Source organism: Candidatus Blastococcus massiliensis AP3 (genome assembly GCF_000582785.1).
GTDB lineage: Bacteria > Actinomycetota > Actinomycetes > Mycobacteriales > Geodermatophilaceae > Blastococcus > Blastococcus massiliensis.
Genome location: NZ_HG931174.1, coordinates 1,070,342 through 1,087,382 on the forward strand (window position 1 = coordinate 1,070,342; position 17,041 = coordinate 1,087,382).

Sequence of the window (17,041 nt, forward strand, 5' to 3'; positions counted from 1 at the left end):
GGCCGGTGCCCCCGCAGCCGGTGGCGCCGGAAAGGCTGGTGGCGCCGGTGCCGCGGCCGCCGCGAAGAAGAGCCGGCCGGGGCGCCCCTCCGGTCGCGGGCCGCGGCGCGCGCGCCTGCAGCTGCGGCACATCGACACCTGGTCGGCGCTGAAGATCTCGCTGGTCCTGTCGATCGCGCTGTTCTTCATCTGGATGGTCGCCGTCGGCGTCATCTACGGCGTCCTCAACGCCCTCGGCGTCTTCGACACCCTCAACGAGCTGTTCGGCCAGCTGGGCACCGACGGCGAGACCGAGGGCGGGAGCGAGGTGCTCACGCCAGGCGTCGTCTTCGGAGGCGCGGCGGTCATCGGCGCGATCAACATCGTGCTGCTCACCGCGCTCTGCACCGTGGGCACCTTCATCTACAACATGTGCTCCGACCTCGTCGGCGGCCTCGAGGTCACCCTCTCCGAGCGCGATTGAGCCGTCGGTTCGATCGTGCCGAGTGGGGCCCGGAGGGTCCCGCGCAGGCGCGATGGCCACGCTCGTCGTACCCGGGGGACGGCTCGTGGCCGCGGTGTCGTCCGGAGGACGACCGTGTCACCGGGCCCCACTCGGCGCGATCGGGCCCCCTCGTACGGGTCGGTGATCCGGCCCAGGTAGAGTTGCCACCGGTTCACGGGCCTGTAGCTCAGGCGGTTAGAGCGCATCCCTGATAAGGATGAGGCCGGAGGTTCAAGTCCTCCCAGGCCCACCCGTGTGCCGGAGCCCCGGCGCCGTATCCCGTCCGAGACGGTGCACCGAGCGCCCGAGGAGGTCCCCGGTTTGCTGAAGAAGCTGGCACTGGCGGCGGTGGCGGCCGGGGCGCTCGCGGCGGTCCGCAAGCGCAGCTCCGGCAAGGCCGAGGCGGACCTGTGGCACGAGGCCACCAACGGGCCGCAGGCGGTCAGCACCCCCACCGCACGCTGATCCACCCCGGGGCCCCGGCCCCGTCGGGGACGTAGCTCAATTGGCAGAGCACCGCCTTTGCAAGGCGGGGGTTAGGGGTTCGATTCCCCTCGTCTCCACTCCTACCGCAGCAGCCGGGCCGGTCGGCGTCGTCACGCCGAGTCGGCTCCTCGTCCCCAGCAGACCGCGGCCCGCACCGGACCCGGCGCTCCCGCGACCAGTTCGGGCTCGGGGCGGACGCCGAGCGCGTCGTTGACCGTCGAGAACGCCAGGCGCAGGGCCACGTAGGCGGTGACCGCCAGGATCTGCCCGTCGCTGAAGCCGGCGTCGCGCAGCTCCTGGACGTCGTCGGGCAGAGTGCCGTTGGGGTCGGCCACCACGATCCGGGTCCAGCGGGCCAGCGCCTGCTCCTGCGACGTCAGCCCCCGGTCGGTGCCGTCGAGCACGGCGGCCGCCAGCTCACCGCCCGCCTCGCGGCCGAGCCTGGTGCCCCAGGCGAGCGAGCAGTAGGAGTCACCCAGCGTCGAGGCGCAGGCGGTGACCAGGACGCCGCGCTGCCGCACGCTCAGCCCGGCCGCCTCGGCCGCTCGGTTCAGCAGGGCGAACAGGTCGTCGTGCAGCGCCGGGTGGTGCGCCCACAACCGGGATCCGTTCATGACGAAGCCCATGGCCCGGCGGTCCTCGTCGTAGAGCGCGTCGGCGCCGGAGGAGTCGGGCGGCGGGGTCAGGAACATGCGAGCGGACGCTAGGGACTGGGCCCCGGCGTGGCAATGGCCGTCCGCGCGGCCGGGGGGGCCGTGCGGTGGTTTCACGTGGATCGTCCGCTCCGGCGCGTCGCCGGCCGGCCCGTCGCCGGGATCCGTACCGTCCCCACTCGCTGTCCCCATACTCCGGAGGGCCCGACGTGAGCACCGAGCAGCCGCCACCCCAGGCGCCGCCGCCCGTCTGGCGTCCCGCACCGCCGCTACCCGTGCGCCCGCCCAGTGCCTTCAAGCGCGGCTTCGGTCTCGGTCTGGGTGCGAGCCTCGGCGTCGCGCTGGGGCTGGCCGCACTCGGCGTGGGCATGGTCGTCGTCCTGGTGGTGAGCCTGGTCGCCCTGGTGTCGGGGGGCTCGCAGAGCGGGACGGCGGAGCCGCTGACGGAGACGGTCTGGGGAGATCCGGCCGCCGGGTCGCGGCTGATCGCCGTCCCGGTCACCGGGGTGATCCTGGGCGGGGAGAGCGACGGCGCCACCTTCGGCGGCGCCACCTACGGCTACGAGGTCGCGGACACGATCGACGCCCTCGAGGAGGACGACGCCGACGGACTCATCCTCGAGCTCAACACCCCGGGCGGGACCATCTACGGCTCGCGCGCCATCGCGGACGCCGTCGAGCGCTACCAGGAGCGCACCGGCAACCAGGTGATGGCCCACGTGCAGGGGATGTCGGCGTCCGGCGGCGTGTACGCCATGGCCGGGGCCGACCAGATCGTGGCCGACCACGGCAGCCTCGTGGGCAGCATCGGCGTCATCATGGGGCCGTTCGAGCGCTGGCGGGACGTCACCGGTATCCCGGGCTCCCTGTTCGAGCCGGGCGTGACCACCGAGGGCGGCATCACCGAGGAGTACCTGTCGAGGGGCCGTGGCAAGGACCTCGGCAACCCCTACCGCGACATGACGGACGAGGAGCGGGCGGTGCTGGGCGGCGGCCTGGACCGCGAGTACGCGGAGTTCGTCGCGTGGGTGTCCGAAGCGCGGGGCATCCCCGAGCAGACCATCGTGGACCAGCTGGGCGCCTTCGTCTTCGACGGCGGGACGGCCGTCGACCTGGGCCTCGTGGACCGGGTGCTGGGACGCGAGGAGGCCTACCGGTACGCCGCCGAGATGAACGACGTCGACCCCGAGGACACGCGGGTCGACCGGGTCATCGGGCCCGGCCTGCTCGACTTGCTCCTCTCCGCCCGGGCACCGGGTGGCCGCCCCGGCGCGGCGGCCCCGGAGCCCGGCCGCAGCACGGTGTGCACCGGCGCCCCCCTCGTCCTGGCCCACCACGGGGACCTCGCGGCGGCCTGCTCGGGCGACTGACCACCCCGCCGCCGAGTCGCTGGGCGCGGACCAGTGGGAGAGTGGAGGCGTGACTGAATCGACTCCCGCCCGCCGCGCGGTCCTCCACACCAACCACGGCGACATCACCGTGGACCTGTTCCCCGACCACGCCCCCAAGACGGTCGCGAACTTCGCCGACCTCGCCGAGGGCCGTCGCGAGTGGACGCACCCCGAGACCCGCCAGAAGACGACCGACAAGCTCTACGACGGCACGATCTTCCACCGCATCATCTCCGGCTTCATGATCCAGGGTGGCGACCCGCTCGGTCAGGGCATCGGTGGCCCCGGCTACCAGTTCGGCGACGAGATCCACCCCGAGCTCGCCTTCACCAAGCCCTACCTGCTGGCCATGGCCAACGCCGGCCCCGGCACCAACGGCTCGCAGTTCTTCATCACCGTCGCCGCCACCACGTGGCTGACCGGCAAGCACACGATCTTCGGCGAGGTGGCCGACCAGGCCGGCCGCGACGTCGTCGACAAGATCGCCGCGGTCCCGACCGCCCGCGGCGACAAGCCGCTCGAGGACGTCGTGATCGAGTCCGTCGAGGTGCAGCGCAGCTGACCACCACCCCGGACGACGGGGGCGTCGGCGGGAGCAACCCGCCGGCGCCCCCGCCTGCCACGTGCTACCGGCACCCCGACCGGCCGACGGGCATCTCCTGCATGCGCTGCGGCCGGCCGATCTGTCCCGAGTGCATGATCGAGGCCTCGGTCGGCTTCCAGTGCCCGGAGTGCGTCGCGGCCGGACAGGCCACCGTCCGCACCGCCCGCAGCAGCGGCGGTCTGCGGACCGCGGGGCGTCGGTGGGGCGTCGTCACCCTGGGCCTCATCGCCCTCAACGTGGCGATGTTCCTCGTCACGGCGGTCTCGGCCGCCGTCAGTGGCTTCGCGCCGCTGGACAACTACGACTCCCCCGTGTTCGACCGACTGTCCCAGATGCCACTCCAGGTCATCCTCCTGGACGAGTGGTGGCGGGTGCTCACCGCCGCGTTCCTGCACATCGGCCCGGTGCACCTGGCGATGAACATGCTCGCCCTGCTGCTGTTCGGCTCGGAGCTCGAGCGGCAGCTCGGCCGGGCGCGCTACCTCGCCGTCTACCTCGTCTCGGCACTCGGCGGTGCGGTCGCGATCCAGCTGCTGGGTGACCTGGGGGTGCCGGTCGCCGGTGCCTCGGCCGCGATCTACGGCCTCCTGGGAGCGCTGGGTGTGCTCATGCTGGCCAGCCGGCAGGACGTCCGCGGACTGCTCACCCTGCTGGCGATCAACGTGTTCATCAGCTTCCTGCCCGGCGTCTCGCTGCTCGGTCACCTCGGCGGGCTGGCGGCCGGCGCCCTCGCGGCGGGCATCCTCGTGCTGACCCGGCGCAGCCGCCCCCGGCAGCTCCCCGCGCTGGTCGTGCTGGGCGTCGTCCTGCTCGTGGTGGCGCTGACCCTGCCGACGCCGGCCATGGTGCTCTAGCCGGAGCGCGGATCGAGCCGCTCGAGGTGGGCCGCGACCGCCGCCGGATCGGCGCCGAGGTCGCGGCGGCCCAGGACGACGAGCTCACCCTCGTCGTCGTCGGGCCCGGCGGCCGTGTCGAGCTCGAGGGTGCGCACCCGGAGGCCCAGGCGCCGCGACTCGCGGACGTGCACCTGCAGCCGGGTCCAGGGCAGGTGGACGCCGCCGGTGAGCAGGCGGACGTCGACCCCGCCGGGCCCGGCGGTCAGCCGCGGACGTTGCGCGAGGTCCCGCGCGGCGAGGGCGAGCAGCAGTGCCGCGCCCCCCGCCACCAGGAGGCGGCCGGTCGCCTCGGCGACGAAGAGGGCGCTGCCGGCGAGGACGAGCCCGATGACCGCCGATGCCGCGATCTCCGCCGTCCGGGTGCTCCAGGTCACTCCTGCACCTTGTCAGGAAAACCTGACGTCCTACGATGGCAGTCAGGGTGGACCGTTCGGTCCTCGCCCGAAACGTCGACGAGGAGTAACTCCATGCGGGATGCCGTCATCTGTGCCGCCGTACGCACGCCGGTGGGCAAGCGGGGCGGAGGCCTCTCGGGCGTCCACGCCGTGGACCTCTCCGCCCACGTGCTCGAGTCCCTGGTCGAGCGGGCGGGCATCGACCCGGCCGTCGTCGAGGACGTCATCTGGGGCTGCGTGAGCCAGGTCGGCGAGCAGACCTTCAACATCGCCCGCAGCGCCGCGCTGGCCGCCGGCTGGCCCGAGTCGGTCCCCGGCACCACCGTCGACCGCCAGTGCGGGTCGTCGCAGCAGTCGGTGGCCTTCGCCGCCGCCACCGTCATCAGCGGCCAGGCCGACGTCGTCGTCGCCGGTGGCGTGGAGATGATGAGCCGCGTGCCGATGGGCTCGGCCAGCAACCCGGCCTCCGGCGCCGGCCGACCGATGGGTCCGCGCTTCATGGAGCGCTACAAGGGCGTGCCCATCAACCAGGGCCTGGGCGCGGAGATGATCGCCGAGCGCTGGGGCTTCTCCCGCACCCAGCTCGACGAGTTCTCCCTCGCCTCGCACGAGAAGGCCGCCAAGGCGCAGGCCGACGGCGCCTTCGAGGAGGAGATCGCGCCGTACACGCTCGAGGACGGCACCGTGATCCGCGCCGACGAGGGCATCCGCCCCGGGGGAACGCTGGAGAAGCTCGGTTCGCTCAAGACGCCGTTCAAGGAGGACGGCGTCATCAGCGCGGGCAACGCCAGCCAGATCTCCGACGGCTCCGCGGCCGTGCTGGTCACCACCAGCGAGAAGGCCCGCGAGCTGGGGCTCACCCCGCTGGTCCGCATCCACACCACCGTGATGGCCGGCGACGACCCGGTCATCATGCTCACCGCCCCCATCCCGGCGACGGCGAAGGTGCTGGAGCGCTCCGGCCTGAAGATCGACGACATCGGCGTCTACGAGGTCAACGAAGCCTTCGCGCCCGTCCCCATGGCCTGGGCCGTCGAGTCCGGTGCCGACACCGGCCGGCTGAACCCGCTCGGCGGGGCCATCGCGCTGGGCCACCCGCTGGGTGGCTCCGGTGCCCGCCTCATGACCACGCTCATCCACCGGATGCGCAACACCGGCAGCCGGTACGGCCTGCAGACCATGTGCGAGGGCGGCGGCATGGCCAACGCCACCATCCTGGAGCTGCTGGACGCCTGATCCACCTCCCGACAGCCCCCGACGCCGACGGCGTCGGGGGCTGTCGGCGTTCCCGGGGGCTCGCCGAGCCCGGGAGCTGGGCACCGGAGGTGTCGGTGCAGGTCATCAGGGGTACCCGGAGGGGCAGCCGTCGCCCTCCCGGGACGTACATGTCGACTCGTCCACAGCTGGGTACACAGTTGGGGACAGACTCACACAGGTGTAGTTACGCGCGTGCAGCGCTCGTCACATCCGCACCACTCCGGATGAAACCGCAGGTCAGCACTGTGGGGACCCGGTCCGTCTCTCCACACTCGGTGGACAACCCTGGGGGCGGGGCGTCATGTCGACCTGTGGATCCAGCCGACCGCTGTGCACAGCACCCCCAGGAAAGCGTCGAGGCCCCCGTCCCGGTCGGGACGAGGGCCTCGGCAGCGCGGCAGGGTGCCGTCAGCGCCAGCGCATCGACATGATGAGGCCGGCGACCATCGCGCCGAAGCCGATGGCGAAGTTCCAGGCGTTGAGAGACGCCATGAAGCCGATCTCTTCCCCGGCGACGTAGTAGACGACGATCCACAGCAGGCCGGCCAGCATCAGCCCGATCATGAGGACCACGTACCAGCGCGGGCTGGGCTGCGCGATGCGCGCCGCCTGTGCGGAGCGGGCCTGGAGCACGCTCTCGGGCGGCGTGTAGGCCGACTTCTTGCGGACCTTCGACTTGGGCACGTGCGCTCCCTCCGGGTGGCCGGGTGCGTCATCACCGGCTGCAACTGCACCCAGCCTAGGCTGTGTCCCGAGGATGACGGCGCCGCCACGGTGGCGGGCCGCCACGCTGGTCGTCGTCCGCCGGGATCGGCGCAGGAGGTGCACGTGGCCCGTCCACTCCGCACGCGCCTGCCGCGGCTGTCCGCATGGGGCGCACTCGTACCGGTCGTCGCCCTGGCCGCCGGCCTGCTGTTCGCCACCTCCGGCCGGACGGCGCAGGGCACGGACCTCCGTGCCGGTGAGGTCACCGAGCTGTCCGCGCTGATCCGCGAGCGCGACGGCGCCATCGCCGCGCAGGAGCGACGGCTGGCCGAACTCCAGCGCATCTCGGAGCAACTCACCGAGCAGGCCGCCTCGCGGGACGACGCCGTCGCCGCCGCCCGGCGCGAGGGCGAGCAGGGCGCCGCGGCGGCGGGGCTGTCCACGGTGAGCGGGGCCGGCGTCGTCATCACCCTCGACGACGCGCCTCAGCGCCCCGACGGCAGCCTCCCGGTCTCCGCCCGCCCCGACGACCTGGTCATCCACCAGTCCGACGTCCAGGCGGTCGTGAACGCCATGTGGGCCGCCGGGGCCGAGGGTGTGGCGGTCATGGACCAGCGGCTGATCGCCACCAGCGCCGTCCGCTGCGTGGGCAACACGCTCCTGCTGCAGGGCCGCACCTACTCGCCGCCCTTCGTGGTGACCGCCGTCGTCGACGCCGAGGCGGTCCGGGCCGAGCTCGCCGCCTCCCCCCAGATCGCGGTCTTCCGTCAGGTCGTCGACGCCTACGGACTGACCTACGAGGTCCGCGAGCGACCTCAGGTCGACCTGCCCGCCTACGATGGCCCCCTCGCGCTGCAGTACGCCTCCGTCGGCTGACCTGTCGCGTCGACCGCCGTCCGTCGACCACCCCGGGAGATCCGTGCCCGCCGAGAGCCGCGCCACCGGCACCGCCACCGAGCGGCCGGTGCTCGTCGTCGACAACTTCGACAGCTTCGTCTACAACCTGGTCCAGTACCTCGGACAGCTCGGGGTCCGCTGCATCGTGCGGCGCAACGACGCGGTCACCGTCGACGAGCTGCCCGACCTCGACGTCGCCGGGGTGCTGCTCTCACCCGGCCCGGGGACGCCGTCCGGCGCCGGCGTGACCGTGCCGATGGTCCACGCGGCCGCCGAGCAGGGTGTGCCGGTGCTCGGGGTGTGCCTCGGGCACCAGGCGATCGCCGAGGCCTTCGGCGGCGAGGTGGTCCGCGCGCCGGAACTGCTGCACGGCAAGACCAGCCAGGTCGTCCACGAGGGTGAGGGCGTGCTCGCCGGGCTGCCCTCGCCGTTCACCGCCACCCGCTACCACTCGCTCGCCGTGGACGTGGCGACGGTGCCCGAGGAGCTCGAGGTCACCGGGCACACGCCGTCGGGCATCGTCATGGCGCTGCGGCACCGCGAGCTGCCCATCGAGGGCGTGCAGTTCCACCCCGAGTCGGTGCTCACCGAGGGCGGCCACCGGATGCTGGCCACGTGGCTGACGACGTGCGGGCTGAGCCCCGACCCGGCCGCCCTGGAGGCGGCCACCGCGGCCGCGGAACGGCTCAACGTCGCCACCGCCTGACCCCTTCACGACGAAGGGCTCCTCCCGTCCGGGAGGAGCCCTTCGTCGTTCCAGGAGCGATCAGCCGCCGGTGCCGGACTGATCGGGCCCAGCGATGAGCAGCACGATCGTCTCGTTCGGCGCTGCGGGGGTGCCCGGCTCGGGGTTGGTGTTGAGCACCTGCCCTTCCTCGACGGACCCGTCGTTCTCCGTCGGCTGGCGCGTGAAGCTGGAGAAGCCCTCCCTGCGCAGGATGGCCTCTGCGTCCGCGGGCAGTTGTCCGCGCACGTTGGGGACGCGGATGTCCCCGGGCCCGCCGGAGATCCGGAGGGTGATCCGGGTGTTCGACGACGCCGCGCTGCCCGCTCCGGGGTCGGTGGAGACGACGGTTCCCGGCGGGTTGGGGGAGTCGACCTGCTCGGTGCCGATCTGGGCCTCGCTGAAGCCGGCCGCGGTCAGCACGCCGCGCGCGTCGGCCTCGGTGCGGCCTCTCACGTCCGGCAGGTCCACCGTGCCGGTGGAGATGCCGAGGGTGATCGTGCCGTCCGGAGCGATGGTCTGGCCCTCCTCGGGGCTGACCGAGGCGACCGTGCCCTCTGCCTCGAGCGAGTCCTCCTGGCGCGTGTTGATGGTGCCCTCGAAGCCGGCCTGCTCGAGGGCCGTGCGGGCCCGGTCCTCGCTGAGGCCGACGACGCTGGGCACCAGCAGGGTGTCGGGCTCCACGCCGACGACGAGGTCCACCGCCGTGCCCTCGTCCACCCGCGCGCCGCCGGCCGGGGTGCTCTCGAGCACCGTGCCGACCTGGGTGTCGTCCGTGGTCTCCCGGGGGGTGATGTCGCCGACCTCCAGGCCGACCTCCTCCAGGGCGGTGCGCGCGGCGTCCTCGGTGAGGGTCTGCAGCCGGGGCACCTGCACCTGGGCGACCGCGGTGGCGTCGTCGTCGCCGCCGCGGTTCATCGCCAGCGCGAGGGCGATGGCACCGCCCAGCAGCAGGACGGCGACCGCGGAGACGACGGCGATGATGATCCGGCGCTTGCGGCGCCGGGCCAGCTCGTCCTCGTCGTCCCACTCGTCGTAGCCGTAGCCACCGGGGGTGGCGCCGATGATCGCTGTCTTCTCGGCATCGCCCATGACCGGCGTCGCCTCCACCCGCTGGCCGGCCAGGGCCCGGAGCAGGTCGTTGCGCATGTCGGCGGCCGACTGGTACCGGTTGGCCGGGTTCTTGCTCATCGCCTTGAGCAGGATGGCGTCGAGCTCGGCCGGGATGCCGGGGTCGATCGACGACGGGAGCCGCGGGTCCTCGCGCACGTGCTGGTAGGCGACCGCCACCGGGGAGTCGCCGGTGAACGGCGGCGCGCCGGTGACCAGCTCGTAGAGCAGGCAGCCGAGGGAGTACACGTCGGAGCGGGCGTCGACGCTCTCGCCGCGGGCCTGCTCCGGCGAGAGGTACTGCGCCGTCCCTATGACGGCGGCGGTGGAGGTCATGGTGGCCGCCGAGTCCGACACCGCCCGGGCGATGCCGAAGTCCATCACCTTGACGGTGCCCTGGGGCGTGATCATCACGTTCCCGGGCTTCACGTCACGGTGCACGATGCCGTTGCGGTGGCTGAAGTCCAGGGCGCCGCAGATGTCGGCGGCCAGGCTCATGGCCCGCTCCGGGGGGAGCCGGCCCTCGCTGCGCAGCACGTCGCGCAGGGTCTCGCCCTCGACGTACTCCATGACGATGTAGGGCGTCGCGCCCAGGACGGTGCGGTCCTCGCCGGTGTCGTAGACGGCGACGATCGCGGGGTGGTTCAGGGAGGCGGCGGCCTGCGCCTCGCGGCGGAACCGCACCTGGAAGGAGGGGTCGCGGGCCAGGTCGCTGCGCAGCACCTTGACCGCCACTTCGCGGCCGAGCCGGAGGTCGCGGCCGTGGTGCACCTCGGCCATTCCGCCACGGCCGAGCACCCCGCCGATCTCGTAGCGCTCGCCGAGCACCTGCGGCGTGGTCATCGGAGGTCCTCTCGAACGGTTGCGCGCCTCGTCCGGGGCCGGGCCGTGGTGCGCGGGCAGCGCCGCGGGGGCGCTGCGGGCGGGATGCCGACGGCGAGCCTAGCGGCGGTCCGGCCGGTTTCCTGGGACCTGCGAGGGGTCAGCGGGGTCACTCGGTCCCACCCGGAGCAGCGGCCCCAGGTTGCGGCTCCACCGGCGGAACGGGTGGCTCGGGGTCGGGCGGCGGGTCGGTGTCGCCCGGCTGGCCCGGCTGCGACGTGGTCGTGGTCGGCGCCGACGTCGTCGGGGCGCTCGAGGTGGTGGGCGGCGGGGCCGGCGGCTGCGTGGTCGTCGGGACCGGCGCCGGCGCCTCCTCCGTGGGCTCGGGGGCCCGGGTCTGCGTCGGCTCCGGCTCCTGGACGGTCCACCCGTCCTCGGCCACGGTGAGGACGACCTCCGAATCGGGCTCCACGGTCCTGCCCGACGGCACGATCGCGGCGACGGCGTTCGCGTCGAGGTCCATGCCGAGCTCGGCGAGCAGCGCGTCGCCGGCCGTTTCCCGCACGACGGTGAGGCCGAGATCCTCCAACTCCGTGGCGACCTCGTCGGCGTCGCGCCCCACGTAGGCGCTGGCGGGCCGCAGGGGGATGCCGCTGGCCGGCGCGCTGGAACTGGTCGAGGTCCCCGTGGCCTCGGCGCCGGACCCGCCACCACCCCCGGACGTCAGCAGGATCGCGGTCCCGCCGCCCAGGAGCAGGAGCACCAGCAGCGCCACTGCCGGCCACAGCCAGCGGCGACGGCCGTTCGCCGGCGGCTGGTCGTCCTCGGCGAGCCAGTCGTCGTCGTCCGGGTGCGCGTGCAGCGGCGGCATGGGCGCCCCGGAACCCGTCGTGGGGCCCAGGGCGCGGGTGCCGGTCTGCGCGGCCAGGACCGTGGTCCGGCCGTCGGCGAGCCCGGGATCGGAGACCACCTGCGTCGGGGTGGTCGCCGGGCCCACCGGGAGGGGAACCGGCGTGCCCCCGGCCGCCACGCGTCGGATGGCATCGGCGAAGGCGCCGCCGTCGGGGAACCGGTCGGCGGGGTCCTTGGCCAGGGCCCGCTCGATGAGCAGCCGGACCTGTGCCGGGACCTCGGCGGGCAGTGGCGGAGGTGGGCGGTTGATGTGCGCGAGCGCGATCGCGACCTGGGAGGCGCCGTCGAAGGGCCGGGCGCCGGTGAGGCACTCGTAGCCGACGACGCCGAGGGAGTAGACGTCCGACGCCGCGTTGACCTCCATCCCCTGCGCCTGCTCGGGGGAGAGGTACTGCGCGGTGCCCACCACCATGCCGGTGCGGGTCAGCGGTGTGGCGTCGCGCGCCTGGGCGATGCCGAAGTCGGTCAGCTTCACCACGCCGTCGGGACGCACCATGAGGTTGCCCGGCTTGATGTCCCGGTGGACGACGCCTGCCCGGTGCGCGGCGGAGAGGCCGTCCGCCGACTGCTCCAGCACGTGCAGCGTCCAGTCGACCGGCAGGCGGCCCTCGTCGTGGAGGATCGTCACCAGCGGCTGGCCCTCGACGAACTCCATGACGAGGAACGCCAGCTTCTGGGTCCCGGCGTCGTCCACGGTCTCGCCGTAGTCGTAGACCGAGGCGATGTTCGGGTGCGACAGCGCCGCGGTGTGCCGGGCCTCGTTGCGGAAGCGGGCGAGGAAGCTCGGGTCGTCCGTGTACTCGCTCTTGAGCACCTTGGCCGCGACGATGCGGTCCAGCACCTGGTCGCGGGCCTTCCAGACCTCCCCCATCCCCCCCACGGCGATGGGGGAGGTGATCTCGTAACGGCCGGCGAGCAGGTTGCCGGTGGCCAGGGTCATCCCTCGCCCTGCCCGTCGAGGTAGGCCTGGATGACCTGGCGCGCGATCGGTGCGGACACGTCCCCACCCGTTCCCCCGCCGTTCCGGACGAACACAGCGACGGCGATCTGCGACTCGCCCGCCGGTGCGAACCCGATGAACCAGTTGTGGTCGGGGCCCTCGTTCTCGGCGGTGCCCGTCTTGCCCGCCACCTGCACGCCGTTGATCCGCGCCGCGCGGCCCGAGCCGTTGGCCACGACGCTGGTCATCATCTCGGTGAGCTGGTCGGCCGTGTTCTCCGAGATCGGCTCCGCGAACTCCTCGGGATCGGTCTCGTCGATGACCGTGAGGTCCGGTGCGAGGAGCTGGTCGACCAGGTAGGGCTTCATCAGCGTGCCGCCGTTGGCGATGGCGGCGGCGACCATCGCGGCCTGCATCGGCGTCATCTGCACGTCCTGCTGGCCGATGGAGCTGATCCCCAGTTGCGCATCGTTCTCGATGCCTCCGACGGTGCTCCTCTCGACCCTCAACGGCATCTCGAAGCGGTCGCCGTCCATCCCGAACGCCTCGGCCATGCCGCGGACCTCGTCCTCGCCGAGGTCGATGCCCAGCTGCGCGAAGGCGGTGTTGCAGGAGATCGTGAGGGCGTCGATGAGCCGCTGCTCGCCGGAGGCGCTGCAGGCGGAGTCGCCGAAGTTGCGCAGCGTGGTGCTCGTCCCGGGCAGGGTGAGCGTCTGGGGAGCAGGGACGACGGACTCGGGGGTGTAGCCGTTCTCCAGCGCCGCCGCCGACACGATCACCTTGAACACCGAGCCCGGCGAGTAGCGCTCGCTGATCGCCTGGTTGGTGCGGGGGTCCGGCCGGGCCATGCCGAGCAGCTCCGCGGTCTCCCGGACCGCCACCTGGTCGTGGCTGGCCATGCTGTTCGGGTCGTACGTCGGCGTGCTCGCCAGGCCCAGGATCGCGCCGGTCGAGGGGTCGAGGGCGACGACGGCGCCCACCTGGCCCTGGAGCCCCTCCATCGCGGCCTGCTGCACGGCCGGGTCCAGCGTGAGGACGACGTCGCCGCCGGAGGGGTCGCGGCCGGTGAACAGGTCGGAGATGCGGCGCACGATCAGCCGGTCGTCGGTCCCGGCGAGCAGCGAGTTCTCGGCCTGCTCGATGCCGGTCGCGCCGTAGACCACCGAGTAGTAGCCGGTGACCGGGGCGTACAGCGGGCCCTGGGGGTAGACGCGCTGGTACTGCAGCCGGCCGTCCGTGGGCTCCGACAGCGCGATCGGATCCCCGGCCACGATGATCGAGCCGCGCTCCCGCGAGTACTCCTCGGCGAGGACCCGCTTGTTCCGGGAGTCGTCGCGCAGCGCGTCCGACCGCACCACCTGGATGTAGTTGATGTTGACGATCAGCAGCGTGAAGAGCACCAGCACGCTGATCGCGACGCGACGCAACGGGGCGTTCACGGCCGCACCACCTCGGTGGGTGCGTCGGTCAGGCGCTGCGGAGTCACCTGGGGCGCGGCCGGCCGGCGCGCGGCGTCGCTGATCCGGACCAGCAGCGCCACCAGCCCGAAGTTGGCCACCAGCGACGAACCGCCGTAGGCCAGGAACGGCGTGGTGAGGCCGGTGAGCGGCAGCAGGCCCGTGACGCCGCCGAGGACGACGAACAGCTGCCAGGCGACGGCGAAGGAGAGGCCGGCGGCGAGCAGCTTGCCGAACGGGTCGCGGACGACCAGTGAGGTCCGCAGGCCGCGCTCGACCAGGATCAGGTAGACGAGGATGACCGCGGCCAGGCCGAACAGCCCCAGCTCCTCGCCGATGGCCGAGCCGATGAAGTCGCTCTTGGCGATGGGCACCTCGTCGGGGCGGCCGCCGCCGAGGCCGGCGCCGAACAGCCCGCCGGTGCCGAGCCCGAACAGCGACTGCGCCACCTGGAAGCCCGAGCCGTCGTAGTAGGCGAACGGGTCCAGCCAGGTGTCCACGCGCGCCCGCACGTGGCCGAAGGTCTGGTAGGCGACGGTCGCCCCGCCGGCGAACAGCAGCAGGCCGATGACCAGCCAGCTCGCCCGCTCGGTGGCGATGTAGAGCATCACGACGAAGATGCCGAACAGCAGCAGCGAGCTGCCCAGGTCCCGCTCGAAGACCAGCACGAGGATCGAGACGACCCACACCACGAGGACCGGGCCCAGGTCGCGGCCGCGCGGCAGCTCCAGCCCCATCACCTTGCGGCTGGCCAGGGCCAGCACGTCGCGCTTGTCCACCAGGTAGGCGGCGAAGAAGACGACCAGGCAGATCTTGGCGAACTCACCGGGCTGGATGGAGAAGCCGGCGAGGCGGATCCAGATCTTCGCCCCGTTGACCTCGGAGATCGAGGCCGGCAGGACTGCCGGGAGGGTCAGCAGCACCAGGCCCAGCAGCATGAGGATGTAGGCGTAGCGGGAGAGCAGCCGGTGGTCGCGCACGACCAGGAGCACCGCGATGAACAGCGCGAGCCCGATCGTGGCCCACAGCAGCTGCACGGGGGCGTCGCCGTCGCCGCCGGAGTCGGCGAGGTCCAGCCGGTGGATCATCACCAGGCCCAGCCCGGTGAGGACGGCGACGCACGGCAGCAGCAGGGGGTCGGCGTAGGTCGCGAACTTCCGGACGACGAGGTGCGCGCCGGTCCACAGGGCCGCGAACCAGATGCCGAAGGTGGCCAGCTCGGGGCGCAGCGATCCGGTGGCCGTCAGGTCGACGATGCACTGCGCCGCCAGCGTGATGACGACGGCGAAGCCGAGGAGCCACGCCTCGGTCCCACGGCGGGTGGGCACGGCGGCGCCCGCCACGGAGGCGCGGGGATCGGTCGTCGGGCCGGCCATCACCCCTCCTCCCGGCAGTCCACTCCCGGGCGGGACGACGGCGTCGTCGCGGCGGACTCCTTGGCCGCCTCGTCCGGCGTCGGGTCGTCGGCTCCGGGCACGGCGGGCGCGGGCTCGGGCTCGCCGGGAACGGGTGGCTGGGGCAGCGCGGGGTCCCCGGGTGCCGCGGGGTCACCGGGCGGGGGGACCGGGTCCTCGGCGGACTCCTCGGCCGCCTCGTCCTCGGCGCTGGGGCACGGTGGCAGGCGCTGGTCGCGCAGCGCGGCCACGATGCGGTCGGCGTGGTCGGCGTCGTCGGCGGTGATGCCGCCCTGCACCCGGTTGCGGGCCGCCGGCGTCAGGTCGACGACCGGCAGGTCGGCGTCCCGGTCGACCCGGAACAGGTCGAGGCCGACGAACGAGACGTCCAGCCCGCGGAACACCGCGACCTGCGCCGGCTCCTGCCCGTCGTCGACCCCGACGAACCAGTGCTGCAGCGCCCACACGTAGGTACCGATCGCGCCGGCCACCACGACGGCCAGGACGAGCCCCGCCCCGAGGAGAAGTCGCATCGGGCGGCGGCGGGCGGAGGGGCCACCGCCCGTCACCTGTGTCGGCGGGGGATCGGGTGGTGGCGTCGGGTCGGCCAGTGCCGCGCGGCCGGCTGCCGACGTCCCGTCGACCTGTCGCTGGCCGATGTAGTCACCGGCCGCGCCGTCGACGACGGGCTCCATGGGCACGCCGCGGCCGTCGTCGTCCACGACGTCGGCGACGATCACCGTGATGTTGTCCGGGCCGCCGCTGCGCAGCGCCAGCTCGATCAGCCGGTCGGCGGTGCTCTGCGGATCGGGGTCGGTGAGCGCCTCGGCGAGCGTCTCCTCGCTGACGACGCCGGACAGGCCGTCCGAGCAGAGCAGGTACCGGTCGCCGGCCCGCGCCTCGCGCATCGAGAGGTCCGGCTCGACCTCCTGGCCGTTGAGGGCCCGGAGCAGCAGCGAACGCTGCGGGTGGCTGTTGGCCTCTTCCGCGGTGATCCGGCCGTCGTCGATCAGCGTCTGCACGAAGGTGTCGTCGTGCGTGATCTGGGAGAACTCGCCGTCCCGCAGCAGGTAGGCGCGGGAGTCGCCGACGTGGCACAGCGCCAGCCGGCCGCCGGCGAAGAGGATGGCGGTGAGCGTCGTCCCCATGCCCTCGAGCTGCGGGGAGTCGCGGATGACCTCGCGCAGGTGCTCGCTGCCCTCGAAGACGCCCTGGCGCAGCGCCTGGAGCATGTCGCCGGTCGGGGTGTCGTCGTCGAGGTGCTGCAGGGCGGCGATGACCACCTTGCTGGCGACGTCGCCAGCGGCGTGCCCGCCCATGCCGTCGGCGACGGCGAGCAGCCGCGGACCGGCGTAGACCGAGTCCTGGTTGTTGCCGCGGATGAGCCCGCGGTCGGAGCGCGCCGCGTAGCGCAGGACGAGGCTCATGAGCGCAGCTCCAGTGCCGTCTGTCCGATGCGGATCGGCTGACCGGGGCCGACGAGCAGCGGGCCCTGCACGCGCTGCTGGTCGAGGTAGGTGCCGTTGGTGGAGCCGAGGTCCTCGACGTACCACTGGCCGCCGCGGTTGGTCAGGCGGGCGTGCCGCGAGCTGGCGAAGTCGTCGGTGAGCACGAGGGTCGAGTCGTCGGCGCGGCCGACGAGGATCGGCTGGTCACCCAGGGTGATCTTGGTTCCGCTGAGCGGGCCGGCGGTGACCACCAGCGTGCGTGGGCCCTTGCCGCCGCGCTTCTTCCCGGGGACGGCCGCGCGCGGGGGCACCGACGCCACCCGGCCGACCCGGCCACCGAACAGATCGGCCCGCACGACCCGGAACGCGGCGAAGATGAACAGCCACAGCAGCAGGAGGAACCCGAAGCGGAACGCCTGCAGCACGATCTCCGCCATCAGCCGGTCACCTCGCTCGACATCAGCGA

Annotated in this window: 17 protein-coding genes and 2 tRNA genes; 10 read left to right on the plus strand and 9 right to left on the minus strand. The window is 73.2% G+C overall.

Translation table 11 applies throughout. The features are described 5' to 3' along the window. From BN344_RS19130 to BN344_RS13615, 4 genes are all read left to right on the plus strand, one after another. Positions 1–463 (plus strand): DUF3566 domain-containing protein (locus tag BN344_RS19130; RefSeq protein ID WP_231486798.1); only part of this gene is annotated, 463 nt, incomplete at its 5' end. A 197-nt stretch (positions 464–660) separates the two neighbouring features. Continuing rightward, positions 661–734 (plus strand) — tRNA-Ile (locus BN344_RS13610). A gap of 71 nt (positions 735–805) precedes the next feature. Next, entirely contained in the window at positions 806–949 is a 144-nt protein-coding gene (locus BN344_RS20350; RefSeq protein ID WP_166518239.1) for a DLW-39 family protein, read from the plus strand. A 25-nt stretch (positions 950–974) separates the two neighbouring features. Beyond that, a tRNA-Ala gene (locus BN344_RS13615) sits at positions 975–1,047 on the plus strand. A 33-nt stretch (positions 1,048–1,080) separates the two neighbouring features. Here the strand turns inward: BN344_RS13615 and BN344_RS13620 are convergent. Beyond that, the gene (locus BN344_RS13620) at positions 1,081–1,662 is read right to left on the minus strand and encodes a carboxymuconolactone decarboxylase family protein (RefSeq protein WP_040338892.1); all 582 of its coding nucleotides are present in this window, start codon (positions 1,660–1,662) and stop codon (positions 1,081–1,083) included. 170 nt (positions 1,663–1,832) lie between these two features. Here BN344_RS13620 and BN344_RS13625 point away from each other — a divergent pair, with 170 nt between their 5' ends. The 3 genes from BN344_RS13625 to BN344_RS13635 all read left to right on the plus strand — a co-directional run bounded on the left by BN344_RS13625 (position 1,833) and on the right by BN344_RS13635 (position 4,472). Next, a complete protein-coding gene (locus tag BN344_RS13625) occupies positions 1,833–2,993 on the plus strand; it encodes a S49 family peptidase (RefSeq protein ID WP_051515872.1) in 1,161 nt (386 codons plus the stop codon). Positions 2,994–3,042: 49 nt separating this feature from the next. Then, entirely contained in the window at positions 3,043–3,576 is a 534-nt protein-coding gene (locus BN344_RS13630) for a peptidylprolyl isomerase (RefSeq protein WP_040338893.1), read from the plus strand. 134 nt (positions 3,577–3,710) lie between these two features. Continuing rightward, positions 3,711–4,472 carry a rhomboid family intramembrane serine protease gene (locus BN344_RS13635; RefSeq protein ID WP_040338894.1) on the plus strand — a complete coding sequence of 254 codons (762 nt, stop codon included), beginning with the start codon at positions 3,711–3,713 and terminating at the stop codon, positions 4,470–4,472. On the opposite strand, the gene BN344_RS13640 is transcribed toward BN344_RS13635, so the two are convergent. Then, a complete protein-coding gene (locus BN344_RS13640; protein ID WP_040338895.1) occupies positions 4,469–4,888 on the minus strand; it encodes a PH domain-containing protein in 420 nt (139 codons plus the stop codon). The two genes, BN344_RS13635 and BN344_RS13640, sit on opposite strands and share 4 nt — an antisense overlap. Before the next feature lie 93 nt (positions 4,889–4,981). Here BN344_RS13640 and BN344_RS13645 point away from each other — a divergent pair, with 93 nt between their 5' ends. Then, positions 4,982–6,145, plus strand: coding sequence for a thiolase family protein (locus tag BN344_RS13645; RefSeq protein WP_040338896.1), 1,164 nt, complete (start codon positions 4,982–4,984; stop codon positions 6,143–6,145). Positions 6,146–6,574: 429 nt separating this feature from the next. Here BN344_RS13645 and crgA read toward each other — a convergent pair whose 3' ends face one another. Beyond that, a complete protein-coding gene (crgA, locus tag BN344_RS13650; protein WP_040338897.1) occupies positions 6,575–6,850 on the minus strand; it encodes a cell division protein CrgA in 276 nt (91 codons plus the stop codon). Between the two features lie 144 nt (positions 6,851–6,994). On the opposite strand from crgA, the gene BN344_RS13655 reads away from it, so the two are divergent. Beyond that, the gene (locus BN344_RS13655) at positions 6,995–7,747 is read left to right on the plus strand and encodes a DUF881 domain-containing protein (protein WP_040338898.1); all 753 of its coding nucleotides are present in this window, start codon (positions 6,995–6,997) and stop codon (positions 7,745–7,747) included. Positions 7,748–7,790: 43 nt separating this feature from the next. Then, positions 7,791–8,474, plus strand: a complete 684-nt coding sequence (locus BN344_RS13660; RefSeq protein ID WP_231486800.1) for an aminodeoxychorismate/anthranilate synthase component II — start codon at positions 7,791–7,793, stop codon at positions 8,472–8,474. 60 nt (positions 8,475–8,534) lie between these two features. Here the strand turns inward: BN344_RS13660 and pknB are convergent, their stop codons facing one another. The 6 genes from pknB to BN344_RS13690 form a co-directional block, all read right to left on the minus strand. Next, a complete protein-coding gene (gene pknB / locus BN344_RS13665) occupies positions 8,535–10,445 on the minus strand; it encodes a Stk1 family PASTA domain-containing Ser/Thr kinase (RefSeq protein ID WP_040338899.1) in 1,911 nt (636 codons plus the stop codon). 148 nt (positions 10,446–10,593) lie between these two features. After that, positions 10,594–12,276, minus strand: a complete 1,683-nt coding sequence (locus BN344_RS13670) for a serine/threonine-protein kinase (RefSeq protein WP_051515873.1) — start codon at positions 12,274–12,276, stop codon at positions 10,594–10,596. Continuing rightward, the gene (locus tag BN344_RS13675; protein ID WP_040338900.1) at positions 12,273–13,715 is read right to left on the minus strand and encodes a peptidoglycan D,D-transpeptidase FtsI family protein; all 1,443 of its coding nucleotides are present in this window, start codon (positions 13,713–13,715) and stop codon (positions 12,273–12,275) included. Before BN344_RS13675 ends, BN344_RS13670 begins: the two co-directional genes overlap by 4 nt. After that, positions 13,712–15,109 (minus strand): FtsW/RodA/SpoVE family cell cycle protein, encoded by a 1,398-nt coding sequence (locus BN344_RS13680; protein WP_081788599.1) that lies wholly within the window; start codon positions 15,107–15,109, stop codon positions 13,712–13,714. The genes BN344_RS13675 and BN344_RS13680 overlap by 4 nt, the downstream gene beginning before the upstream one ends. Beyond that, positions 15,109–16,554, minus strand: coding sequence for a PP2C family protein-serine/threonine phosphatase (locus BN344_RS13685; RefSeq protein WP_040338901.1), 1,446 nt, complete (start codon positions 16,552–16,554; stop codon positions 15,109–15,111). The genes BN344_RS13680 and BN344_RS13685 overlap by 1 nt, the downstream gene beginning before the upstream one ends. Continuing rightward, positions 16,551–17,012, minus strand: coding sequence for an FHA domain-containing protein FhaB/FipA (locus BN344_RS13690; RefSeq protein WP_040338902.1), 462 nt, complete (start codon positions 17,010–17,012; stop codon positions 16,551–16,553). Before BN344_RS13690 ends, BN344_RS13685 begins: the two co-directional genes overlap by 4 nt. Positions 17,013–17,041 lie beyond the last annotated feature (29 nt).